The organism is Pectobacterium brasiliense, from assembly GCF_016950255.1.
In the GTDB taxonomy this organism is placed as follows: Bacteria; Pseudomonadota; Gammaproteobacteria; order Enterobacterales; family Enterobacteriaceae; genus Pectobacterium; species Pectobacterium brasiliense.
On record NZ_JACGFN010000001.1, the window covers coordinates 509,957 to 532,428 of the forward strand.

Consider the following 22,472-nt stretch of genomic DNA (forward strand, 5'->3'; position numbering starts at 1 on the left):
CGAAAGGATTTACAGAAGAGGGTGTATGGCTAGGCCGCCATACACCTATCGCGTGATTATTTCTTGATGCGGATAACCGTTGCCAGACGCGCTGGTGCGTTGGCGGATGCGACAAACGGTTGATTAATGCGCGCAGTTTCCACACATACGAACGTTTTATATCCCTCATCGGTCATATCACTAATCGTACGAGAGAGCTCAGCACCGGGGTTCCATGACACGACATCGCTATGGTGCGTATGGTGCACTTCGATAGCACGTTTCAGCACTGCGTCATGTACCACACTGGTGTCCTGCGGCTGGGTATAAATGCGGTCTGTACGCTCGGTAAAGACCAGATCGCCTTGCTGCGTTGCCAGCTTGCCCTGATCCACCTTATCAATGAAAGACTCGCCCAGGCCAGCAATGCGGATATTGCTGATATCGCCGATATTGAAATAGGTGTGCAGCGCGCTGGTAATGCTGTAATCGCCATGCGCTTCCAACTCAATGCCACATTCCTTGCCCAGCTTGAAGCGGGCGATGAGCGTGAACGCATGCGGCCAGCTCTTGCGCGTTTCTTCATTGTCCCGCAGCGTGAACGTGAGCTGTACGCCGTGTTCATCTTCGCTGTGGGCGGTAAATTCCCACGGCAGCAGACGGGCAAAACCGTGATTAGGATCGGCGAAAGGGCCAAACCAAGGGAAACAGATCGGGACACCGCCACGAATAGCAACGTGATGAGTAAAAGGCGTATTGTCGCTCAGCCAGAGCACCGGCTCTTCGTTTGTTGGCTGCCAACTGAGCAGATGCGCACCTTGTAATGCGACTGCTGCGCGAACTTCAGGGTGATCAACGACGATGATAGGTAATTGGTCCAACTGACGCTGGGTGAGGGTGGCGCTAATTTGCTTCGTGACGGGGAGTGAGAACATTGTGTTATGCATGATAGTGCCTTTTTTTGATTGTTTTTCGTGGTAAAAAGAAATCTGCAATAAACAATAAAAAAGGGCGACATCACGTCGCCCTTTTTTCACAGAATCATCGCTGACGCTTATTTAGAGATGTGAGCGATCAGATCCAGAACTTTATTTGAGTAACCAGTTTCGTTGTCGTACCAGGAAACCAGTTTCACAAAGTTGTCGCTCAGAGCGATACCGGCTTTAGCATCGAATACGGAAGTCAGTTTTTCACCGTTGAAATCGGTAGAAACCACTTCGTCTTCGGTGTAGCCCAGAACGCCTTTCAGCTCGCCTTCAGAAGCGGCTTTGATTGCTGCACAAATTTCTTTGTAAGAAGCAGGTTTTTCCAGACGTGCAGTCAGGTCAACAACAGAAACGTTCGGGGTAGGAACGCGGAACGCCATACCAGTCAGTTTGCCGTTCAGCTCAGGAATCACTTTACCTACTGCTTTAGCAGCACCGGTAGAAGATGGGATGATGTTCTGTGCTGCGCCGCGACCGCCGCGCCAGTCTTTGTGAGACGGGCCATCAACCGTTTTCTGCGTTGCAGTGGTTGCGTGAACGGTGGTCATCAGTGCTTCAACGATACCGAATTTGTCGTTGATGACTTTTGCCAGCGGAGCCAGACAGTTGGTGGTGCAAGATGCGTTAGAAACGATTTCCTGACCTGCGTAAGTTTTGTGGTTTACGCCCATAACGAACATCGGGGTGTCATCTTTAGATGGACCAGTCAGAACGACTTTCTTCGCACCAGCAGCGATGTGTTTACGTGCAGTGTCGTCAGTCAGGAACAGGCCAGTTGCTTCAGCAACAACGTCCACGTTGACTTCGTTCCACTTCAGGTTTGCAGGATCGCGCTCTGCGGTAACACGAATGGTTTTGCCGTTAACAACCAGGTGGCCATCTTTAACTTCAACGGTGCCGTTGAAACGACCATGAGTTGAGTCGTACTTCAGCATGTACGCCATGTAATCAGCATCTAACAGGTCGTTGATTGCAACGATCTCGATGTCAGAACGCTCTTGCGCAGCGCGGAAAACAATACGGCCGATACGGCCAAAACCGTTGATACCTACTTTGATAGTCATATATTCCACCAGCTATTGGTTTGTGAATAAAAGGTTGGTTGTAAAATTACAAAAACCTTGCTGAGCGTCAAGCGGAATCGTGTCAATAGTTGCTGTAAGTCAAACCTATGACCAAACTTTGTGCGAAAACCGCTCGACCCTGTAACTAAGTAACATCTAAGCCTGATATGAGGGTGAAATGCATCATATAAAGCCTGTGTGATCTCAATATGTGATGTGTATCACAATTAAATATTGATGCTAATAACATTCCTAATATTAGGCCAGAACAGCCTGTTAGGTTGTTAATTTTTTGTTATAATCAACGATTAATTGAATTGATAACACCCGCCGTGAGACTTCCTATGACTAACGACTCTGCTTCGCGTACCCCATCCGACAATACTGAATTGACAGAGATGCAGCGCTATGTCACCCAGCAACGCGGTACGGAACCTGCGTTTTCAGGCAAATTGCTGCATAACAAGCGCACTGGCGCTTATCACTGTCTGTGCTGCCAGGCTCCGCTGTTTTATTCCGACAGCAAATACGACTCCGGCTGTGGCTGGCCGAGCTTCGATCAACCGGTCTCCTCAGAGGCGATTCGCTATCTGGAAGATGATTCACACAATATGCGCCGTATCGAGATCCGCTGTGGGCAGTGTGATGCGCACTTGGGGCACGTGTTCCCTGATGGCCCGAAAACCACGGGCGAACGTTACTGCGTGAATTCTGCTTCACTGAGTTTCATCGACGACGTTGATGGCGAACGCGTTGACGGGTAATCTGTTTGCGATAGGTGCGACGGCGATAAGCTAGATGATAGCTTGCTTTAAACGATTCAGCTACTAAAAACGCTGTTAGCACAGGAACCCAGTAAGAATAAATCTGACCTTTCTCGGAGCAGAAACCGGATATGGAACTCAATGATCTGATCGACGCCATGACGCCAGAAATTTACCAACGGCTAGTCACGGCGGTGGAGTTGGGCAAATGGCCAGACGGTGTCGCGTTGACGGCTGAACAGAAAGAAAACTGCCTGCAAATGGTGATGATGTGGCAGGCTCGCCATAACGAACAGGCTGAGCACATGACGATTGGCACTGATGGCGAAATCGTGATGAAGAGCAAGCAGGAGCTGAAGCGTGAGTTTAACATCGCTGACGCTATTATTACGCTAAAACCCGATGCGTGAAATGTAAGCAGGCAGCCGCAACGGCTGCCGCTATTTCGGTTGTCAATAGCGCTAGTGAGCGGCTGACAATGTAGTAAGAAACTGCGTCATATCTGTCAGTATCGCCCCACGCTGTGCCATTTCCCGTAACGCCGATTCGCTGTCATCAGGCGAAAGATTCACGCCACGACAGCCATCCACCAAGACTTCGGTGTGATAGCCCAGCGCAATCGCATCCAGCACGCTGAACTTGACGCAATAATCGGTCGCCAACCCCAGAATAATCAAATGGGTAATGTGATTGGCGTGTAGCCACGCATCCAATTCGGTTTTCACCCGATGTCCGTTATCGAAAAAAGCGCTATAGCTATCGATCTCCGGCTGAGTCCCTTTTTGCACTACCCACTGAATAGCTGACTGATGCAGTGCTGGATGAAAATCAGCGCCCGCGGTTCCCTGCACGCAGTGAACGGGCCACCAGATCTGCGGCCATCCGTTTAACTCACCGAGTTCTCCGACTTTGGTATTCGCATTAACAGCAAAACTGCCGTGATTAGCGGGATGCCAATCCTGACTGGCAATCACTTGAACGCCAGCGGCTACGCAGGCTTCAATAGCGCGGTTAGCCACCTCAATGACGCGGTCGCCTTCGTTAACAGCCAATGCACCGTCGGGACAAAAATCATTTTGCAGATCAACTAATAGCAATGCTTTCTTCATGACGACTCCGTGATTAACTCAATCTTTATCGCTCAATTCTCCATGCAGGTTTTGCTGCATCAATTGGCGAATGTCATTGGCGCTTAAGTCTTGCTGGCTCAGTAAGTAATGCAGTTTGGTCAATGCGGCTTCGACGGTCATATCAAAGCCACTGATAACGCCCGCATGCGCCAACGCATTGCCCGTCGCATAGCCGCCCATGTTTACGCGTCCAGAAATGCACTGCGTCAGGTTGACGACCACAATACCGCGTGCGGAGGCTTCACGTAATTCGTGCAGCAGCCCGGGGCTTTGCGGCGCATTGCCAACGCCGTAGGAGCGTAGGATAAGCGCTTTCACCGGCTGACGGAGGAAATTGCTGATGACATCGGCAGAAATGCCGGGGTAAATCGTAATCACCCCGATAGGCTGTGGCGTAATGTGATGCACTTTCAGCGGCGGGCAGTTGCTACATTCCACGGTCGGTGCCAGCCGACGAATATGGATACCGGCTTCGAGCAGCGGCGGATAGTTGGGGGAGGCGAAGGCATCAAAGCCATCCGCGTGGGCTTTGGTGGTGCGGTTGCCGCGCAGCAGTTTGTTATTGAAGAAGAGGGCGACTTCATTAATCGGATGATTAGCCGCAACGTACAGCGCGTTCAGCAGGTTGGTCTGACCGTCCGAGCGCAATTCTGCTAACGGAATTTGTGACCCTGTCACGATAACCGGCTTGGCAAGATTTTCCAGCATAAACGAGAGCGCGGAGGCGGTGAATGCCATCGTGTCAGTACCATGCAGAATCACGAAACCATCGTAGTCATCGTAATGGTTTTGAATATCGTCCGCGATGGATTGCCAATCCGCTGGCGTCATATCAGACGAGTCGATCAGCGGATCATATTCATGAATCGTGAACGACGGCATCTCTTCGCGATGGAATTCCGGCATTTTTGCCAACTGCTGTTGTAAATGACCGGATACCGGAACATAGCCATTAGCAGAGCGCTGCATGCCGATGGTGCCGCCCGTATAGGCGACATAAATGGATTTCTTTCGCATGGTGGTGTGAGTCAGGATTAAACCGAGAATTATAGAGGGAAAAGCAGCCCGGTAATACTATCATAAGCAATGACTATTACCGGGCTAGACCCGTCATACTTCAAGCTGCTTGTGCGTTGGCTTCTCTTACTCACCCCAGTCACTTACTGGTGTAAGCTCCTGGGGATTCGTTCGGTCGCCGCCTTCAAGCAACTCGAATTATTTAGGGTACATATGGGCTGCTACTGTAAACGCTACCGGACTTCTCCGCAGGTGAGGCAAAATGCATACCGGTTCTGCGGGTCGTTCAGGTTATTCATGATGGACGGCTGTGACCGCATCGCTTCAGCCAGCTGTGCGACCGGAGCAGGAAGCATAGACTGGACGGCAACGGGCAGCAGGGCATAAACGGAAGCGTTCACCTGATTCAGCATCGTGTCGAGCAAACCTGGCTGTTCGGCATACCAGTTCAACTGATACTGTCCCAGTTTTGCCAGCTCAGCCGCTTTTTTCACGGCATCATCAAAATCGCCGATCTGATCGACCAAACCATTCTCTTTCGCGTCGCTACCGACCCAGACGTGACCTTGCGCGATCTGATCGATTTGCTCCGGCGTTTTCTTACGCGCCTGCGCCACGATATCAATGAAGTTCTTATATCCGCGTTCGATACTTAACTGCATCATCTGCGAGAATTCAGGCGGCAGTGATTTGGTGATCGACAGATCGGCCAGTGGCGAGGTGGCTACGCCATCCGTGTGGACGCCAAGGTTTTCCAGCGAATCTTCGAACGTGGTAATCACGCCAAAAATACCGATAGAACCTGTCAGCGTACTGGCGCTGGAGATGATTGCGTTAGCCGGCGTTGAGATCCAGTAGCCGCCCGATGCCGCCATACCGCCCATGGATACCACGATCGGTTTACCCGCCAAACGGAGCGCCATCAGTTCTGAACGAATCAGCTCCGACGCGGTGACGCTACCGCCAGGGCTATTGACGCGCAGTACCAGCGCTTTGACTTTAGGATCGAGGCGCGCGGCGCGGATTTGTGCCGCCGTGGTATCGCCACCGACCATTCCCGGTGTTTCCGGGCCATCAATGATGGCGCCATTGGCAAACACAACCGCGATCTGGTTGTTGTTTTGTGCCGGTGGTTTGATGGTGTAGTCGTAAATGCTGATGAAATTAAAGTTGTTCTTCTGACTATTCCAGCCGAACGCTTTAACCAGCGATTGCTCAGTCACGGAACGTGATGCCACTTCATCGACCAGCTTGTTATCCAGCGCATAGCGTGCGGTGTCGCCCTGAACGGCCTGCAAGCCTGCAATGATGTTGGTTGCACCCGGGAAGAGTTGCTGAGGCGTAATCTGGCGGTTAGCAGAAACGGTATTTAAATACTGTTGCCACAGAGCATTGATCCAACGGCCATCGGCATCGCGCGCAGCAGGCGACATATCGTCACGCAGATACGGCTCAACAGCTGACTTATAGGTTCCCACGCGGAAGATATTGGTGGTCACTTTCAGCTTGTCCAGCATGGACTTGAAGTAGAGATTGTTGGTCGCGAAACCGTGTAGATCAACACTGCCTTGTGGCGTCAATGACACCGTATTGGCAAAGCTGGCCAAATAGTATTGAGACTGGTTGTAGCTGTCGCCGACTGCATAAATAGGCTTACCGCTATCGCGAAATTCGCGCAGTGCTTTACCGATATATTGCAGAGACGGCTGGTCGGCACCGGTAAAGTCGCTGAGATCCAGCACCATACCCGTGATGTTGTCGTCATTCTTTGCCTGACGAATACTGTCGACAATATCGAACAGTGAGTTCTCCTGGCGACGGTTGTTCGATGCGCCGAAGAATTCACGTCCTAATTGACGCAGCTTGTTGTTAACGGTGGGTTGATCAACGACCACGCCCGTCAGATCGACCAGCAGCGCACCCTTCGTGGCCTCTTCCGGCGTCGTTTTTACCTGTGAGTAGATCCCAACACCAACTAAAATCAGAGCAATAAGGAAAATATTGAGAATAAATTCTCTGATAAAATTAAGTAGACGCCATGTCCACTTAAAAAATCCGCTAAAAATTCGCCACAATGTGCGCATGATATCTCCATGAACGGGTAAACAGCGTGTGCCCTACGTCCTTCAACTCGCCCTCTGGCAAGTGATGAAGCACAAGGAGTGATAGTATCCTAATGAGCGGACAGTAAAAAGTCAGCATTAAATCACCGCAGAAGCGCGCCCTGTCGGGGTTATCTTGTAACAAAACTTCTACTTGTGCTAACGTGGCGCGCAACGTTGCCGTACAGTCGTTTCTACCGTAGAAGTGGGTTGTACCGCAGAAATTATATTGCCAGACAGGAGATGTGCGATGGATGCTCTTGAATTGCTATTGAATCGTCGTTCGGCCTCGCGCCTGACCGCGCCAGCACCGACAGGTGACGCATTGAATAACATTATCCACGCCGGTATGCGTGCGCCGGATCATGGTGCGATGCAGCCGTGGCGCTTTTTTATGATCGAAAATGACGGCTTGGATCGTTTTAGTTCGCTACTGACTCGTGCGGCGCAGCAGGAAGGGTTGGACGAAGCCGGTATCGATAAAGCGCGTCAGGCACCTTATCGTGCACCGCTAATTATCACCGTTGTTGCGCATTGCGAAGAGAACCCGAAAGTTCCGCTTTGGGAGCAAATTGTCTCCGCTGGCTGTGCGGTTCAGGCCATGCAGATGGCGGCCTTGGCGCAGGGTTTTAACGGTATCTGGCGTAGCGGTGCCTGGACGCACAATTCGCTGGTGCGTGAAGCGTTCAACTGCCGTGAACAGGATGAAATTGTCGGTTTCCTCTATCTGGGGACGCCACAGCTCAAAGCATCGACGACGGTCACGCCGCTTGATACCGACGCGTTTGTTCACTACTTCTGATCGTCATCTCTTGAATAATATCGATTTCCACCCCGTTTTACAGCGTGCTTTCCCGCGAGTTACGCGGGAAATGCCCAGTCTGCTTGATGGTGAATAATGCGACTTTTTATTGCCGAAAAGCCCAGCCTTGCGCGGGCGATTGCAGACGTGTTACCCAAACCGCATCGACGCGGCGATGGCTTTATTGCCTGCGGCCAGAATGATGTTGTGACGTGGTGCGTGGGGCACCTACTGGAGCAGGCGCAGCCGGATGTTTATGATGCGCGCTATGCTCGCTGGTCGCTTGCCGATCTTCCTATCATTCCCCAGAAATGGCTGTTGCAGCCGCGGCCCTCGGTCAGTAAGCAGCTCAACACCATAAAAAAGCTCCTGAATGATGCTACCGAAGTGATTCACGCGGGAGACCCCGATCGTGAAGGACAACTGCTGGTGGATGAGGTGCTGGAATATCTTTCCTTGCCGGAAGAAAAACGCCAGCAGGTGCGTCGTTGCCTGGTTAACGATCTCAATCCACAGGCGGTAGAACGTGCCGTTTCTCGTCTTCGCGAGAACCGAGAGTTCATCCCTTTGTGCGTGTCGGCGCTGGCGCGTTCCCGTGCAGATTGGCTCTACGGCATTAACATGACCCGTGCCTATACGATATTAGGGCGGAATGCGGGCTATGACGGCGTGCTGTCGGTTGGCCGCGTGCAGACGCCGGTGCTGGGGCTGGTGGTGCGACGAGATGAAGAGATAGAAAACTTCGTTTCCAAAGATTACTTTGAAGTGAAAGCCCATATTGTGACGCCTGCCGATGAGCGTTTTGTCGCGCTATGGCAGCCCAGCGAGTCCTGTGAACCTTATCAGGATGAGGAAGGGCGATTGCTGCATCGCTCGTTGGCGGAACATGTCGTCAAGCGTATCGAAGGCCAGCCTGCGATTGTCACCAGCTATAATGATAAACGGGAATCAGAAACCGCGCCGTTGCCTTATTCGCTGTCGACGTTACAGATCGAAGCCGCAAAGCGTTTCGGGCTTAGCGCGCAGCAGGTGCTGGACGTGTGCCAGAAGCTCTATGAAACCCATAAGCTGATTACGTACCCACGTTCTGACTGCCGCTATCTGCCAGAGGAGCATTTTGCCGGGCGTCATGCCGTCTTGAATGCCATATCCGTACACCAGCCCGATCTGCTGCCACAGCCGGTAATGGATGTTGATCGACGTAATCGCTGCTGGGACGATGGTAAGGTCGATGCTCACCACGCGATTATTCCCACCGCCCGCAGTGCAAGTGCCTCGCTGACGGAGAATGAGCGCAAGGTGTATGGTCTAGTCGCGCGGCAGTACTTTATGCAGTTCTGCCCGGACGCCGTGTTTCGCAAGTGCGTCATTGAACTGGATATCGCGGGGGGTAAGTTTATTGCCAAAGCGCGGTTCCTGGCCGAAGCCGGGTGGCGCACGTTGTTAGGCGGCAAAGAGCGGGACGAAGAAAACGAAGGTATGCCGTTGCCCGTGGTGGCAAAAGGTGATGAATTACTGTGTGAGCGCGGCGAGGTCGTTGAGCGCCAAACACAGCCGCCGCGGCCGTTTACCGATGCCACGCTGTTATCGGCGATGACGGGCATCGCGCGTTTTGTGCAGGATAAAGAACTGAAGAAAATCCTGCGGGCGACCGATGGTTTAGGAACTGAAGCGACGCGCGCGGGTATTATCGAGTTATTGTTTAAACGGACATTTCTGTTTAAGAAAGCCCGCTATATTCACGCGAGTGAAGCGGGGCGGGCGTTGATTCACTCACTGCCTGCGAGCGCGGCGCATCCTGACATGACAGCACATTGGGAAGCTACGTTGACGCAAATCAGCGAGAAGAAATGTCGCTATCAGGATTTTATGCAACCGTTGACCTACTCCTTGCAGGAGCTGATTCAGCAAGCGAAACAGAACGGCGCGGTGAGAGCGTTTAAAGGACTTTCTGCACCACCGTCAGGTGCTTCAAAACGGCGTAAGCCTCAGACTAAAAAAGCGAAGGAGCAGGAGCAATGAAATCGTTAGTGTCTTTGTGTTTCGCCAGTGTGATGCTGGTGCTGCCCACGCTGGCGCAGGCTAATCGTGGCGGAACAGATATTGTGGTTCCTGTTCCACCGGAAGTGTGGGGCGCAGGGACGACGGTGCGTGAGCAAAATAACACCTGCCTGCGCTGCTGCGTATATGAAAATCGGAACTATTCTGAGGGCGCGGTGGTAAAGGTCGAAGGGGTGATTCTGCAATGCGTGCGGGACAAGCAAACGCTGGGAACGAATAACCTGATATGGCAGTTGGTTAAGTAATAACTGTGCGTTAAAAAGCACGACTACTTCTGCGAATTTTAATCACCGCTGTGACTTTGATGCGCAGCGGTGATGTTATTTTTACTACGCATTACGTCTACAACGCATTGCCTTTACAGCGAAAATCGCTACAACGAAAACTGTGCCCAGATCGGTGCATGGTCGGACGGTTTTTCCATTCCTCGAATATCGTAATCAATACCGGTAGCGACGCAGCGTTCGGCCAGGAATGTACTGGCGAGAATCAGGTCAATACGCAGACCGCGGTTGTCATCGAACCCGGCAGAACGGTAGTCAAACCACGAAAAACGATCGTTGCTGTCTGGGTTCGCGGCACGGAAGGTGTCGATAAGCCCCCAGCGTTGCAAACGCGCCATCCATTCACGCTCTTCCGGCAGGAAAGAACATTTACCCGTACGCAACCAGCGCTTACGGTTCTCTTCGCCGATGCCGATATCCAGATCGGTGGGGCTAATATTGACATCACCCATCACAATCAGCGGTTGTGTCGCGCTGTGGTGTTGTTCCAGATAGGTTTGTAGATCCTGATAAAAGCGCGTCTTCGCGGGGAATTTCACCGGATGATCGCGGCTTTCTCCCTGTGGGAAATATCCGTTAACGACCGTAAGCGTGCCGTGCTCGGTGGCAAAGTCTGCCATGATGATCCGGCGCTGCGCATCGTCTTCATCCGTTGGGAAACCGCGACGAACCGCAATGGGTTGCGTTTTACACAGCAGCGCGACGCCGTAGTGACCTTTTTGTCCGTGGTAATAAACGTGGTAGCCGTATTGGCTGACATCCTCTAACGGAAACATGTCATCGTGGACTTTGGTTTCCTGCAACCCGATCACATCCGGCTGGTGTTGTTCGATAATGGCGGCCAACTGATGAGGGCGCGCCCGCAGGCCATTGATATTAAAAGATACAACTTTCATGTTCGCTGCCATTCGCTAAAAAATGTGACCAGATGGTAGCAGAAAATGAGGGGGGCCGTCACGGTGAGGCTGTGCTTTCTAACGGCGTTGATGGGCTTCTTGCTGTGGCTCCATAGACGGTTGGCGCAGATGAGAATCGTTAAAAATAAGATTCACTTATATTCAGTTGAACACGAGGCTTGTCGACCGTTATACTCCGCACCTCGCAGGAGAGAGGGCGTATAGTATCAGTAATACTATGGCGCTCCGCCGAAGGCGCAAACTCCCATAATCGCTCAGGCTACCCTAACTGCGAATTCCATAGAAGCCAACTGGAGAGAGGTTGCCATGCAACCCACCGAAGGGGCAAGCAGCCTTGCTGCGTAAACTCTCAGGTAAAGCGGACAGAGGGAGTGGCACATTTCACAGGATAACTTGTGTGCTGATTTACATCTATCTGATCGCGATTACGGCAGAGGGGATGTCCGGGGCGCTGGCCGCTGGGCGTCGTAATATGGATATTTTTGGTGTAGGCATGATTGCCTTTATCACCGCGCTTGGCGGTGGCACCGTCCGCGATATTCTTCTTGGTAATTATCCCATCGGCTGGACGCAGCATCCCGGTTATATCTACCTCACCATTGGTGCGGGTCTTTTCACGATTATCATTGCGCGCTTCATGCATCATCTGCACCGGCTCTTTCTGGTGCTGGATGCGATGGGGCTGATTGCCTTTACGGTCATTGGTTGCAACGTCGCACTGCAACTGAATTATTCAACGACGGTGGTGGTTATGGCGGGTATCGTAACCGGAATTTTCGGTGGGATATTGCGTGATATTTTCTGTAACCGTACGCCAATGGTGCTGAAAAAAGAGCTGTACGCTAGCGTCTCGCTTTTAGTCGCACTTCTCTATCTTGGGCTAAAGTCGCTTAACGTTAATCACGATATTAACCTGCTGGCGTCATTCAGCATTGGCTTGGCCGTGCGTCTGGCGGCAATCCGCTGGTCGTGGCAGCTCCCTGTGTTCTCTTATGTTCCTGGGCGCTGGAAAGGGAAGGCGTAAGGCTATTTTTCCCCATTCGATATAGCGTGCTGATATTGGTGCGAGTGAAGGTGGGGAAATAACGCTGTGCGTTGCTCAAAACCGTGCCGGTTTTGTCGAACCTTGGTCGAAGGTTCTCACCTTCCCCTAACAGGGATTTGATACTTTGGCGTTGGGATGTAATTCAGAAGTGCTGCTGTGAAATGGTGGTGGGGGAAGGATAACTCGGTGCTTCGCACCTCACCCTGCGGGTCAACGCTGTGCGTTGCTCAAAACCGTACCGGTTTTGTCGAACCTGGGTCGAAGGTTCTCACCTTCCCCTGACAGGGATTTGATACTTTGGCGTTGGGATGTATGTAATTCAGAAGTGTTGCTGTGAAATGGTGGTGGGGGAAGGATTCGAACCTTCGAAGTCTGTGACGGCAGATTTACAGTCTGCTCCCTTTGGCCGCTCGGGAACCCCACCACTGGCCTTGCTGCAAGACGCTTTCGCTTCAAGCGGGGCGCATCATATCAAATGACGCGCCCCTGTAAAGCGGTATATATCAAAAATAAATACGGTTGCGGTTTTTTTATTCCGTTCGGCGCATCCTTATACAAACAGATGTCCGATCAGCCAATTACAGAATAATGGTACGGTTACCGTAGACAAAAACACGCTGTCCGAGCACACGATACAGCGCACGACTCAGGACATTTTTCTCAACGTCGCGGCCTGCACGCATCATGTCATCTGCTGAGTACGTATGGTCGACGTGAATAACGTCCTGCATGATGATCGGGCCTTCATCCAGATTATCGTTGACGTAGTGTGCCGTCGCGCCAATGATTTTTACTCCGCGCTCATAAGCCTGATGGTATGGGCGAGCCCCGATAAAGGCGGGTAAGAACGAATGGTGAATGTTGATCACCTGATTCGGGTAGTGCTGAACAAACGCAGGTGTCAGAACTCGCATATATTTCGCCAGCACGACGTAATCGGGTTTGTATTGATCGATCTGCGCGATCATCTTTTGATCGTGCTCTTCGCGAGTCAGTCCTTCATGGCTGACCAAATGGAAAGGAATATCAAATCGTTCAACCAGCGTCTGCAAGGTATCGTGGTTGCCGATGACGGCAGAGATTTCTACGTCCAGACCACCGTAGGCGCTTTTCATCAACAGATCGCCCAGACAGTGGGCTTCTTTCGTCACTAGAACGACAATGCGACGACGTCCTGCTGCGGTTAATTCGCGAGAAGAGCCTTCGGGAAGCGCGCTATCCAGATCGGCTAATAGCGTGGTGTCGTTGAAAATCCCTTCCAACTCGGTCCGCATGAAAAAACGACCGGTGCGATGATCGACAAACTCATTGTTTTGCACGATGTTCAGTTCGTGCTTATAACAAATATTCGTAATTTTTGCGATGAGCCCTTTTGCGTCGGGGCAAATGGTTCGTAATACTTTTCTTTGTATATTTTGGGATTGCATGAGCGTGTGGATCCTGTCCAAAACGAAAATAACGATCTTATGGTAACGCAGCAATAAGGCCGCGTGGGCGACTGCCTGTGTTCTATTGTCCGCAACACTTTTTGTATTTTTTGCCGGAACCACACGGGCAAGGTTCATTTCTGCCCGTCTGCAAATGAACGCCGTCTATATAGTACCAGCGATTATGCTGGCGAAGGAAGCGTGAGCGCTCTCGCATCACTTCTGTTCGCTGGTTGTCGCTTTCAGATATATAACGTGCGGCGAATTCCACATAGCCCTCATCGGGCGTTTTTCCGGGAGACGTTGCCAGTATAGTAAGGCCGAGCCATTGTGAGTTCTGGCAGCTTTCCGCGAGAGATCCGCGCCATTTTTCGGGCTGAAGGTCGGGATGCCAGGTGGCGATAAGGTACTCGACATCGTGTTTGACATAGGCGGTATAGCGCGATCGCATTAATATGGCGGGCTCAGCCGCTGTTGCGGCATGCGTGAGGTAGGGTTGACAGCATGCGTTATACTGCAATCCACTGCAACAGGGGCAAGATTCTGACACGACATCTCCTGAAGAAAATTTAAGATAAAAACTGATAGATAATAAACAGATCACTATGCAGGATGCCGATATGTTACCTAAGAAACTCTACGTGTAGCAATGTGCGCTAAAATGAAGACAGGTGGATCGATCATGCAGCGGAAAAAAATTGGAATAGCCTTGGGATCAGGGGCAGCGAAAGGATGGGCGCATATTGGTGTGTTTAATGCGTTAACCGAAATGGGAGTAAAGGTTGATATTGTGGCTGGTTGTTCTATCGGTGCGCTGGTTGGTGCGGCGTATGCCACAAACAATCTATCTTCGATGGAGCGCTGGGTGAGGGCGTTTGGTTACTGGGACGTGGTTCGACTGATGGATCTCTCTTGGCAGCGCGGTAGTTTGTTGCGTGGCGATCGTGTTTTTAATAGTGTGAAGCACTTGTTACATACAACACAGATTGAAGACTGCGATATCAAATACGGCGTAGTGACGACAAACCTCAGTACAGGGCGGGAACTCTGGCTGACGGAAGGCGACTTGCATCAGGCTATGCGTGCGTCTTGCAGTATGCCAGGCCTGCTATCCCCCGTTCGATTTAACGATTACTGGCTGGTGGATGGTGCGGTGGTTAACCCTGTTCCCGTTTCTCTGGCGAGGGCAATGGGAGCCGATATCGTGATCGCAGTTGATCTCCAGCACGACGCTAGCCTTAATCATCAGGATTTGCTGTCGATCAAACCGACGGCGTCAGACATTGATGTGGAGAATGTTCCGCAAGATTGGCGTAGCAGAATTCGGGAACGCTTACTGCGAGGTCGCCGTCAACCAGCGGAAAGTTCGCCAACGGCGATGGAGATAATGAGTACGTCGATCCAGATTCTGGAAAATCGGTTGAAAATGACGCGGATGGCAGGCGATCCGCCTGATGTGTTGCTGCAACCGCATTGTCCCCAGATTGCTACCTTAGATTTTCATCGGGCGCAGGAAGGGATTGAGGCGGGTTATAAGGCGGTCAAAAAGATGCGTGATGAATTGTTGCCGCTAGTGAAAGAGACATAGTGAAGCGCGCTGCATGCAGTTAGAACACATGCAGTGAAGAATACAGGGTGTGCCGTCTATCCGGCACACTGGCGCTAAAGCAGGTGTGATTATTCGGTGTTTGAAGTAAGGGGTACTGATGGAACAACCACTAGCGGGTAAGCATATTTTAGTCATTGATGACGAGGCCGTTTTTCGATCTGTGCTCGCTGGTTATCTGACTTCTCTTGGGGCTTCAGTTCAGGAAGCCATTAATGGATTAGATGCGCTGAGTACTCTTGAACATTACCAACCCGATTTAATGATTTGCGATCTGAATATGCCGACGATGGGAGGAATCGAGTTCCTTGAACGTCTGCGCCTGAAAGACAACGACACGCCAATACTGATCATTTCTGCAACCAGCCAGATGGCGGACATTGCCAAAGTCTTGCGGCTCGGTGTTCAGGATGTGTTGCTAAAACCGATTCGTGATTATGCACGTTTGCGTGAAGCCGTGATGTCCTGCCTGTATCCCGATATGTTCACCTCACAGTTGAATGAGATGGATCAGCTCATGCAGGACATGGACTCCCTGAATCAATCTCCTGAAGCGGTCACCAAACTGCTTGCTCAGCTACAGCCGCCCGTTCAGCAAACGCTTGCTCGCTGCCGTGTTAACTATCGTCAGTTAACGGCGGCGGAACAACCGGGGCTGGTGCTGGATATTGCCGCGCTTTCGGAGACTGAGTTAGCGTTCTATTGCCTTGATGTTACTCAGGGCGTCAATAATAGTGGGACGCTGGCAGCCTTACTGCTTCGAACCTTGTTCAATGGGGTGCTTCAAGAGCATTTGGCCGATCAACAACACCGTTTGCCGTATCTTCCAACGCTGTTAAAGCAGGTAAATCAGTTGTTGCGGCAGGCAAGCCTAGACGGTCGTTTTCCTTTGCTCGTAGGGTATTACCACCAGCAGTTAAAACAACTGATACTCATTTCCGCCGGGCTAAACGCGACGCTGAATGTTAACGAACAGCAGATAGCGTTGAATAGCGGCGTTCCTTTAGGCACGCTTGAAGGCGCTTATCTCAACCAGCTGAATTATCAGTGTGAAGCATGGCAATGCCAGATATGGGGCGGCGGCGGTCGTTTACGACTGATGTTGACTACAGAATAGTCTGATAGCGCGAGAGGGTACGGATTTCAGGTAATACCCATCTTTCGGTATTATTTTTTATTTCCTACTATGTAGGGAGTTATCTTATTTTTATTGAACGGTAACGTTGGGACAAGCGTGCTCTTGTTAAAGTCGTTATACTCTTGCGGTTATCTTGATTAGATAAATAAAGTTCATTATTTGAACGGTATATAAGAGGCTGTTTATGTCTATTGTGAATAAAAAAGTAAAAAAAGCGGTCATACCGGTTGCTGGATTAGGGACGCGTATGCTGCCAGCCACCAAAGCCATTCCTAAAGAAATGCTGCCGTTGGTAGATAAGCCGCTGATCCAATATGTTGTTAATGAGTGTATCGCAGCAGGGATTAATGAAATTATTCTCGTTACACACTCTTCTAAGAATTCTATCGAAAACCATTTCGATACCAGTTTTGAATTGGAAGCCATACTGGAAAAACGCGTTAAACGTCAGCTGTTGGAAGAGATTCAATCTATCTGTCCTAAGCACGTCACCATTATGCAAGTGCGTCAGGGGTTAGCCAAAGGGCTAGGCCATGCCGTATTGTGCGCACATCCGTTAGTCGGGGATGAGCCTGTCGCGGTTATTCTGCCGGATGTGATTATTGATGAATATGAATCCGATCTGAAGAAAGATAACCTGAGCGAAATGCTGCAGCGCTTTTCTACGACAGGCCATAGCCAGATTATGGTTGAGCCCGTTGAAAATGTAAGTAGCTATGGTGTGGTTGATTGCAAAGGCGTGGAATTAAAAGCAGGGGATAGCGCACCGATGGTTGGTGTGGTTGAAAAACCTAAAGCTTCCGAAGCACCGTCTAATTTAGCCGTCGTTGGCCGTTATGTCCTTTCTGCGGATATTTGGTCTCTGCTGGAAAAAACACCGCCAGGCGCAGGTAATGAAATTCAGTTAACCGATGCTATTGCGATGTTGATGGAAAAAGAAACAGTAGAAGCGTATCACTTGAAAGGTGTGAGCCATGACTGTGGTAATAAATTAGGTTATATGCAGGCATTCGTGGAATATGGTTTACGCCATGATGGTTTAGGCCAGGAATTTGCGCAGTGGTTGCAGGAAACGATTGAAGCAGAAGAAAAATAACAGAGAGTAATGATTGCTCTCTGTTTACAAAAAACAGAGAGCAGCCAAAATGGCGACATATCTGTTTTCTCTTTACAATATTCGTTACCAAAGAAAAACCCCCGATAGTTATCGGGGGTTTTTTCGTATTCAATACTTATAAACGATTACAGCAGGAAATCGTCTAAAGATTTGCCTTGCTCTTCGATTGCTTTCTTGATTACTGCCGGTGTACGACCCTGGCCAGTCCAGGTTTTAAGTTCGCCGTTTTCGTCAGTGTATTGATATTTTGCCGGACGGGCAGCGCGCTTGCTTTTACCTGCAACCTTAACTGAACCTAAAGATTGCAATAATTCGTTAGGGTCAATACCGTCTGCAATCAGCATATCGCGGTATTGCTGCAATTTACGCGCACGTTCTTCAACTTCAGCCTGAACCTGGCTATCTTCTTCGCGGCGTTCATTAACCACGACTTCCAGTTTTTCCAGCATTTCTTCCAAAGTATCCAGGGTGCATTCTCTTGCCTGGGCACGCAGAGTACGGATGTTGTTAAGAATCTTTAGTGCTTCGCTCATTGTGATAATCTCAAATAATATTATTGGTGGCGTGTAGTGAGATAATAGAGTGCTATTTTCCTTTCTGCAATAGTCAAATTTGTAAGTTTGTTAAAAAACATCATTTTTAAAACAGATCTCACATCGTATGTTACATAAATATAAATACTTTCCTGTTATCAGAAAAATACATTTGGTATGCCGTTTTTCTACCTCAAACGGTAGAGAATGACTTATTGATGCGCGCCGTTGTTATAAGGAACGTTTATATCTTTTATCATAACAGACCGTCGCTGGAGGATGTATGGACAAAATGTGGCCGAGGAATAGCCCATTGCGCAGCGTGAAGACGAGTTGTTACAATAAGTGTTTACGACACGAAGATCATATACTCCAAATAATTCGAGTTTCAGGCAGGCGACATAGAGAAGGACAAATTCGTTGGGAACGAATTTGATCAGCCAACGGCTGGCCTCCGGTGAGAGACAAGATGTCTCTCATTTAATCCTTATGTGCTTACACAGGTAAGTGATTCGGGGGACAAATCTGCCGGGAGCAGATTTGAACGCTGCTTGCAGCGGTCCTTTAGGGCGAGGCCCACGACGGGCCGAGTATTTAAACGTCACCAACGCACATGCAACTTGAAGTATTATGAGTATATAGCCTGCCTTTTGGAGTAACCGAGTGGCCCAACTTTATTTTTATTATTCTGCAATGAATGCAGGGAAATCGACGGCGCTATTGCAATCGTCATATAACTACCAGGAACGTGGGATGCGCACGCTGGTGTTCACTGCAGAAATAGATAATCGGCATGGTGTGGGGATAGTAAGTTCACGGATTGGCCTGTCTTCTCCAGCATTATTGTTTAATCCGCAGACACCGTTATTTGGATTGCTGGAGAAAGAGCACCGCGCTCAGCCCGTAGATTGTGTATTAATTGATGAATGTCAATTTTTAACCCGTGAGCAGGTGAGTGAGCTTTCCGATGTCGTGGACCAATTAGATATCCCGGTATTGTGCTACGGGTTGCGTACTGATTTTCGTGGCGATTTGTTTTCCGGAAGTCACTATTTATTAGCGTGGGCAGATAAGCTGATCGAGTTAAAAACGGTCTGTCATTGCGGCCGTAAAGCCAACTGTGTATTGCGGTTAGATGCGCAAGGTAATGCCGTTCACGAAGGTGAGCAGGTCGTTATTGGCGGCAATGAGAGCTATGTTTCCGTGTGCCGTAAACATTATAAAATTGCGCTGGGATTAACCCGTAAAGAAAGCGAGTAAGTCGATTAAATATCCGACAGGCAGGGCGATGAATAAATGGCGTATTGATGCGTGTCTATGCTGAGTTCGAGTAATAAAAATGCCCAACCTTAAAAGGGTTGGGCATCGTTGAAAGATAAACCGCCTTTAGGCTAAGGCGGTAACAGCAAGAGCGTTAGTGTGCGGCTTTCTTGCTGGTTTTAGCGGCTTTTGCTACAGGCTCAACCGCTTCCGTTTTTTCTTCTTCAGAGAACTTACGACCGTAGTAAGTATCCAGCAGAATCTGTTTCAGTTCGGAAATCAGCGGGTAACGCGGGTTAGCGCCAGTACACTGATCGTCGAACGCATCTTCTGACAGCTTATCGACCTTAGCCAGGAAATCGGCTTCCTGTACGCCCGCTTCGCGAATGGACGTTGGGATCCCCAGCTCGGTCTTCATTTCTTCCAGCCAGTTCAGCAATTTCTCGATTTTCTGCGCGGTACGATCGCTTGGCGCCGTCAAACGCAGGTGGTCGGCTATTTCCGCATAACGACGGCGAGCCTGCGGACGGTCATACTGGCTGAACGTCGTCTGCTTGGTCGGGTTGTCGTTCGCGTTATAGCGAATCACGTTTGAGATCAGCAGGGCGTTAGCCAGACCATGCGGAATATGGAACTCCGAGCCCAGCTTATGCGCCATGGAGTGACAAACGCCGAGGAAGGCGTTGGCAAACGCAATCCCTGCAATCGTCGCGGCATTGTGCACACGCTCACGGGCAACCGGGTTTTTTGCCCCGTCGCGGTAGCTGTCTGGCAGGTTTTCCTTCAGCAGTTTCAGCGCTTGTAACGCCTGTCCATCTGAATATTCGTTTGCCAGTACAGAAACATAGGCTTCCAGCGAGTGGGTTACCGCATCAAGCCCGCCAAATGCACACAGCGATTTCGGCATATTCATGACCAGATTGGCATCAACAATTGCCATATCTGGCGTCAGCGCGTAGTCCGCTAGCGGATATTTCTGCCCGGTGGCATCGTCGGTCACCACGGCAAACGGCGTCACTTCGGAACCGGTGCCGGAAGTGGTGGTAATTGCCACCATCTTGGCTTTGACGCCCATTTTCGGGAACTTGTAGATACGCTTACGGATATCCATAAAGCGCAGCGCCAGCTCTTCGAAGTGCGTCGTAGGATGCTCATACATCACCCACATGATTTTCGCGGCATCCATAGGAGAACCGCCACCCAGCGCAATAATCACGTCCGGTTTGAAGGAGTGCATTTGTTCCGCGCCTTTGCGCACGATGCTCAGCGTAGGGTCTGCTTCAACCTCGAAGAATACCTCGGTTTCCAGCCCGTGCTGTTTCAAGACGGACGTCACTTGATCGACATAGCCATTGTTGAACAAGAAGCGGTCGGTCACGATAAATGCACGTTTTGCGCCATCGGAAGCGACTTCTTCAAGAGCGATAGGCAATGAGCCGCGACGGAAATAAATGGATTTAGGAAGTTTATGCCACAACATATTCTCTGCTCGCTTGGCTACCGTTTTCTTGTTGATCAAGTGCTTCGGACCGACGTTTTCGGAGATGGAGTTTCCGCCCCAGGAGCCACAGCCCAGCGTCAGAGACGGAGCGAGTTTGAAGTTGTAGAGATCGCCGATACCCCCCTGAGATGCTGGGGTGTTAATCAGGATACGCGCCGTTTTCATCATATTACCGAAATGATTTACGCGCTCTGGCTGATTGTCCTGATCGGTATACAGGCAGGATGTGTGACCGATGCCACCCATTGCGACCAGTTTTTCCGCTTTAATGACGGCATCGTTGAAGTCTTTCGCACGATACATCGCCAGCGTTGGAGACAGTTTTTCATGGGCAAACGGTTCGGATTCATCGACGACCGTCACTTCACCAATCAGCACTTTGGTATTCGCAGGGACAGTGATACCCGCCATTTCTGCGATCTTCGGTGCAGGCTGGCCCACAATGTCGGCGTTCAGTGAACCGTTTTTCAGCAAGATACCCTGTACGGCATGCAGTTCTTTGCCTTTCAGCATGTAGCCGCCGTGGGTAGCAAAACGTTCACGTACAGCATCATAAACGCTGTCTACCACGATGACGGACTGTTCTGACGCACAAATTACGCCGTTATCGAAGGTTTTCGACATCAGAATAGACGCCACGGCACGCTTGATATCCGCGGTTTCGTCAACGACAACTGGCGTGTTACCGGCACCTACGCCGATCGCTGGTTTACCAGAACTGTATGCGGCTTTCACCATGCCCGGGCCGCCAGTCGCCAGAATCAGGTTGATATCGGGGTGGTGCATAAGCTGGTTGGACAGGTCGACAGAAGGCTGATCGATCCAGCCGATGATGTCTTTCGGTGCTCCTGCTGCAATTGCCGCTTGCAGCACAATGTCAGCGGCTTTATTGGTCGCATTTTTTGCACGTGGATGGGGAGAGAAGATAATCCCATTACGGGTCTTCAGGCTGATCAACGCTTTAAAAATTGCGGTAGAAGTGGGGTTGGTGGTGGGAACAATACCGCAAATCAGGCCAATCGGCTCGGCAATCGTAATGGTACCAAAAGTGTCATCAGTAGAGAGGATGCCGCAGGTTTTTTCATCCTGGTAGGCGTTATAAATGTACTCGGATGCGAAGTGGTTTTTGATGACTTTGTCTTCCACGATCCCCATGCCAGATTCGGCAACTGCCATTTTTGCCAGCGGGATACGGGCATCTGATGCAGCGAGTGCGGCAGCTCGGAAGATTTTGTCCACTTGTTCCTGAGTGTAAGTGGCAAATTCCTGCTGTGCCTTTTTCACTCTTTCGACCAAGGCGTTAAGTTCAGCAACGTTGGTTACGGCCATAATGCTCTCCTGATAAATGTTAAACTCTTTCAGTCAATTGTTCGCCGGATAGAACAGTATAGATAAACAAGCGAGGGGCGTTTTCGTTACCTTGCTATCTTGTCTGCCTATTTCGCATTAATTGACTCAAAGAGCTTGTCAGCCGCCGTTGTGGCGCGATTGTTGCTTTTTAAAATACTGTAACCGCCGATATCGTAAATTTTTGAAATATTGTTTTGAAATTACGTAAAAATTAAGAAGATCTGCGTGTCCGTTACGATATGGGATGAGCATACCCATTTATGGGTGCTTTTTTTGTGATCAATATCGAATTTTCTTTAAGCTGACACCATTCAGCAGCTCTGTGTTGATAGCAATTATCATTAACCGCACACAATTAGCGGTTTTTCTACCCAAAAGGGATTGTAAGG

General features: G+C 50.3%; 20 protein-coding genes, 1 tRNA gene, 1 other RNA gene and 1 riboswitch. Of the genes, 10 read left to right on the top strand and 12 right to left on the bottom strand.

Translation table 11 applies throughout. The features are described 5' to 3' along the window. Nucleotides 1-56: 56 nt before the first annotated feature. Both H4F65_RS02340 and gapA read right to left on the bottom strand, forming a co-directional pair. Nucleotides 57-926, bottom strand: coding sequence for a D-hexose-6-phosphate mutarotase (locus tag H4F65_RS02340; RefSeq protein WP_010275391.1), 870 nt, complete (start codon nt 924-926; stop codon nt 57-59). Between the two features lie 107 nt (nt 927-1,033). Next, nucleotides 1,034-2,029 (bottom strand): glyceraldehyde-3-phosphate dehydrogenase, encoded by a 996-nt coding sequence (gene gapA / locus H4F65_RS02345; protein ID WP_010275387.1) that lies wholly within the window; start codon nt 2,027-2,029, stop codon nt 1,034-1,036. Between the two features lie 344 nt (nt 2,030-2,373). Here gapA and msrB point away from each other — a divergent pair, with 344 nt between their 5' ends. Together msrB and H4F65_RS02355 are read left to right on the top strand one after the other, a co-directional pair. Further along, entirely contained in the window at nt 2,374-2,793 is a 420-nt protein-coding gene (gene msrB, locus H4F65_RS02350; RefSeq protein ID WP_029367374.1) for a peptide-methionine (R)-S-oxide reductase MsrB, read from the top strand. A gap of 131 nt (nt 2,794-2,924) precedes the next feature. Further along, nucleotides 2,925-3,203, top strand: coding sequence for a YeaC family protein (locus H4F65_RS02355; RefSeq protein ID WP_010275380.1), 279 nt, complete (start codon nt 2,925-2,927; stop codon nt 3,201-3,203). Between the two features lie 51 nt (nt 3,204-3,254). On the opposite strand, the gene pncA is transcribed toward H4F65_RS02355, so the two are convergent. The 3 genes from pncA to sppA all read right to left on the bottom strand — a co-directional run bounded on the left by pncA (nt 3,255) and on the right by sppA (nt 7,024). Then, entirely contained in the window at nt 3,255-3,902 is a 648-nt protein-coding gene (gene pncA / locus H4F65_RS02360; RefSeq protein ID WP_010275376.1) for a bifunctional nicotinamidase/pyrazinamidase, read from the bottom strand. 18 nt (nt 3,903-3,920) lie between these two features. After that, a complete protein-coding gene (gene ansA / locus H4F65_RS02365) occupies nt 3,921-4,940 on the bottom strand; it encodes an asparaginase (RefSeq protein WP_010275372.1) in 1,020 nt (339 codons plus the stop codon). 233 nt (nt 4,941-5,173) lie between these two features. Next, nucleotides 5,174-7,024 (bottom strand): signal peptide peptidase SppA, encoded by a 1,851-nt coding sequence (gene sppA, locus H4F65_RS02370; RefSeq protein ID WP_010275368.1) that lies wholly within the window; start codon nt 7,022-7,024, stop codon nt 5,174-5,176. Between the two features lie 268 nt (nt 7,025-7,292). On the opposite strand from sppA, the gene H4F65_RS02375 reads away from it, so the two are divergent. The 3 genes from H4F65_RS02375 (at nt 7,293) to H4F65_RS02385 (ending at nt 10,150) form a co-directional block, all read left to right on the top strand. After that, nucleotides 7,293-7,844 (top strand): NAD(P)H nitroreductase, encoded by a 552-nt coding sequence (locus tag H4F65_RS02375; RefSeq protein ID WP_010275364.1) that lies wholly within the window; start codon nt 7,293-7,295, stop codon nt 7,842-7,844. Between the two features lie 96 nt (nt 7,845-7,940). Then, nucleotides 7,941-9,866 carry a DNA topoisomerase III gene (locus H4F65_RS02380; protein ID WP_010275359.1) on the top strand — a complete coding sequence of 642 codons (1,926 nt, stop codon included), beginning with the start codon at nt 7,941-7,943 and terminating at the stop codon, nt 9,864-9,866. Beyond that, nucleotides 9,863-10,150, top strand: coding sequence for a YnjH family protein (locus H4F65_RS02385; RefSeq protein WP_010275356.1), 288 nt, complete (start codon nt 9,863-9,865; stop codon nt 10,148-10,150). The genes H4F65_RS02380 and H4F65_RS02385 overlap by 4 nt, the downstream gene beginning before the upstream one ends. Nucleotides 10,151-10,278: 128 nt before the next feature. On the opposite strand, the gene xthA is transcribed toward H4F65_RS02385, so the two are convergent. Further along, the gene (gene xthA / locus H4F65_RS02390) at nt 10,279-11,085 is read right to left on the bottom strand and encodes an exodeoxyribonuclease III (protein WP_010275354.1); all 807 of its coding nucleotides are present in this window, start codon (nt 11,083-11,085) and stop codon (nt 10,279-10,281) included. Between the two features lie 301 nt (nt 11,086-11,386). Next, nucleotides 11,387-11,482: riboswitch (glycine riboswitch) on the top strand. 21 nt (nt 11,483-11,503) lie between these two features. Here xthA and H4F65_RS02395 point away from each other — a divergent pair. After that, nucleotides 11,504-12,130 carry a trimeric intracellular cation channel family protein gene (locus H4F65_RS02395; protein ID WP_010275350.1) on the top strand — a complete coding sequence of 209 codons (627 nt, stop codon included), beginning with the start codon at nt 11,504-11,506 and terminating at the stop codon, nt 12,128-12,130. Between the two features lie 183 nt (nt 12,131-12,313). Here the strand turns inward: H4F65_RS02395 and H4F65_RS02400 are convergent. The 4 genes from H4F65_RS02400 to H4F65_RS02415 form a co-directional block, all read right to left on the bottom strand. Continuing rightward, a non-coding RNA gene (locus tag H4F65_RS02400) (RtT sRNA) lies at nt 12,314-12,443 on the bottom strand. Between the two features lie 47 nt (nt 12,444-12,490). Next, a tRNA-Tyr gene (locus H4F65_RS02405) sits at nt 12,491-12,575 on the bottom strand. Between the two features lie 154 nt (nt 12,576-12,729). Next, nucleotides 12,730-13,578: a formyltetrahydrofolate deformylase gene (gene purU / locus H4F65_RS02410; protein WP_010275347.1), complete on the bottom strand. Its 849-nt coding sequence runs from the start codon at nt 13,576-13,578 to the stop codon at nt 12,730-12,732. Between the two features lie 82 nt (nt 13,579-13,660). Continuing rightward, nucleotides 13,661-14,128 carry a YchJ family protein gene (locus H4F65_RS02415; protein ID WP_010275345.1) on the bottom strand — a complete coding sequence of 156 codons (468 nt, stop codon included), beginning with the start codon at nt 14,126-14,128 and terminating at the stop codon, nt 13,661-13,663. Nucleotides 14,129-14,260: 132 nt separating this feature from the next. Here H4F65_RS02415 and rssA point away from each other — a divergent pair, with 132 nt between their 5' ends. The 3 genes from rssA to galU all read left to right on the top strand — a co-directional run bounded on the left by rssA (nt 14,261) and on the right by galU (nt 17,418). After that, complete coding sequence (rssA, locus tag H4F65_RS02420) at nt 14,261-15,166, top strand: patatin-like phospholipase RssA (protein ID WP_010275342.1); 906 nt, start codon at nt 14,261-14,263, stop codon at nt 15,164-15,166. A 118-nt stretch (nt 15,167-15,284) separates the two neighbouring features. Further along, nucleotides 15,285-16,301: a two-component system response regulator RssB gene (rssB, locus tag H4F65_RS02425; RefSeq protein WP_010275338.1), complete on the top strand. Its 1,017-nt coding sequence runs from the start codon at nt 15,285-15,287 to the stop codon at nt 16,299-16,301. 205 nt (nt 16,302-16,506) lie between these two features. Beyond that, entirely contained in the window at nt 16,507-17,418 is a 912-nt protein-coding gene (gene galU, locus H4F65_RS02430; RefSeq protein WP_010275334.1) for a UTP--glucose-1-phosphate uridylyltransferase GalU, read from the top strand. A 146-nt stretch (nt 17,419-17,564) separates the two neighbouring features. Here the strand turns inward: galU and hns are convergent, their stop codons facing one another. Beyond that, on the bottom strand, nt 17,565-17,972 hold the full coding sequence (gene hns / locus H4F65_RS02435) for a histone-like nucleoid-structuring protein H-NS (RefSeq protein WP_010275331.1): 408 nt from the start codon (nt 17,970-17,972) through the stop codon (nt 17,565-17,567). Between the two features lie 663 nt (nt 17,973-18,635). Here hns and H4F65_RS02440 point away from each other — a divergent pair. Further along, a complete protein-coding gene (locus H4F65_RS02440; protein WP_039319566.1) occupies nt 18,636-19,232 on the top strand; it encodes a thymidine kinase in 597 nt (198 codons plus the stop codon). A 154-nt stretch (nt 19,233-19,386) separates the two neighbouring features. On the opposite strand, the gene adhE is transcribed toward H4F65_RS02440, so the two are convergent. Beyond that, nucleotides 19,387-22,062 (bottom strand): bifunctional acetaldehyde-CoA/alcohol dehydrogenase, encoded by a 2,676-nt coding sequence (gene adhE / locus H4F65_RS02445; RefSeq protein WP_010275324.1) that lies wholly within the window; start codon nt 22,060-22,062, stop codon nt 19,387-19,389. Nucleotides 22,063-22,472 lie beyond the last annotated feature (410 nt).

Excerpts from the sequence above, each read along its gene's own strand:
- sppA (WP_010275368.1), bottom strand. The coding sequence starts at position 7,024 with ATGCGCACATTGTGGCGAATTTTTAGCGGATTTTTTAAGTGGACATGG.
- galU (WP_010275334.1), top strand. The coding sequence starts at position 16,507 with ATGTCTATTGTGAATAAAAAAGTAAAAAAAGCGGTCATACCGGTTGCT.
- rssA (WP_010275342.1), top strand. The coding sequence starts at position 14,261 with ATGCAGCGGAAAAAAATTGGAATAGCCTTGGGATCAGGGGCAGCGAAA.
- rssB (WP_010275338.1), top strand. The coding sequence starts at position 15,285 with ATGGAACAACCACTAGCGGGTAAGCATATTTTAGTCATTGATGACGAG.
- msrB (WP_029367374.1), top strand. The coding sequence starts at position 2,374 with ATGACTAACGACTCTGCTTCGCGTACCCCATCCGACAATACTGAATTG.
- H4F65_RS02375 (WP_010275364.1), top strand. The coding sequence starts at position 7,293 with ATGGATGCTCTTGAATTGCTATTGAATCGTCGTTCGGCCTCGCGCCTG.
- H4F65_RS02340 (WP_010275391.1), bottom strand. The coding sequence starts at position 926 with ATGCATAACACAATGTTCTCACTCCCCGTCACGAAGCAAATTAGCGCC.
- ansA (WP_010275372.1), bottom strand. The coding sequence starts at position 4,940 with ATGCGAAAGAAATCCATTTATGTCGCCTATACGGGCGGCACCATCGGC.
- pncA (WP_010275376.1), bottom strand. The coding sequence starts at position 3,902 with ATGAAGAAAGCATTGCTATTAGTTGATCTGCAAAATGATTTTTGTCCC.
- H4F65_RS02380 (WP_010275359.1), top strand. The coding sequence starts at position 7,941 with ATGCGACTTTTTATTGCCGAAAAGCCCAGCCTTGCGCGGGCGATTGCA.
- H4F65_RS02355 (WP_010275380.1), top strand. The coding sequence starts at position 2,925 with ATGGAACTCAATGATCTGATCGACGCCATGACGCCAGAAATTTACCAA.
- gapA (WP_010275387.1), bottom strand. The coding sequence starts at position 2,029 with ATGACTATCAAAGTAGGTATCAACGGTTTTGGCCGTATCGGCCGTATT.
- adhE (WP_010275324.1), bottom strand. The coding sequence starts at position 22,062 with ATGGCCGTAACCAACGTTGCTGAACTTAACGCCTTGGTCGAAAGAGTG.
- H4F65_RS02385 (WP_010275356.1), top strand. The coding sequence starts at position 9,863 with ATGAAATCGTTAGTGTCTTTGTGTTTCGCCAGTGTGATGCTGGTGCTG.
- xthA (WP_010275354.1), bottom strand. The coding sequence starts at position 11,085 with ATGAAAGTTGTATCTTTTAATATCAATGGCCTGCGGGCGCGCCCTCAT.
- purU (WP_010275347.1), bottom strand. The coding sequence starts at position 13,578 with ATGCAATCCCAAAATATACAAAGAAAAGTATTACGAACCATTTGCCCC.
- hns (WP_010275331.1), bottom strand. The coding sequence starts at position 17,972 with ATGAGCGAAGCACTAAAGATTCTTAACAACATCCGTACTCTGCGTGCC.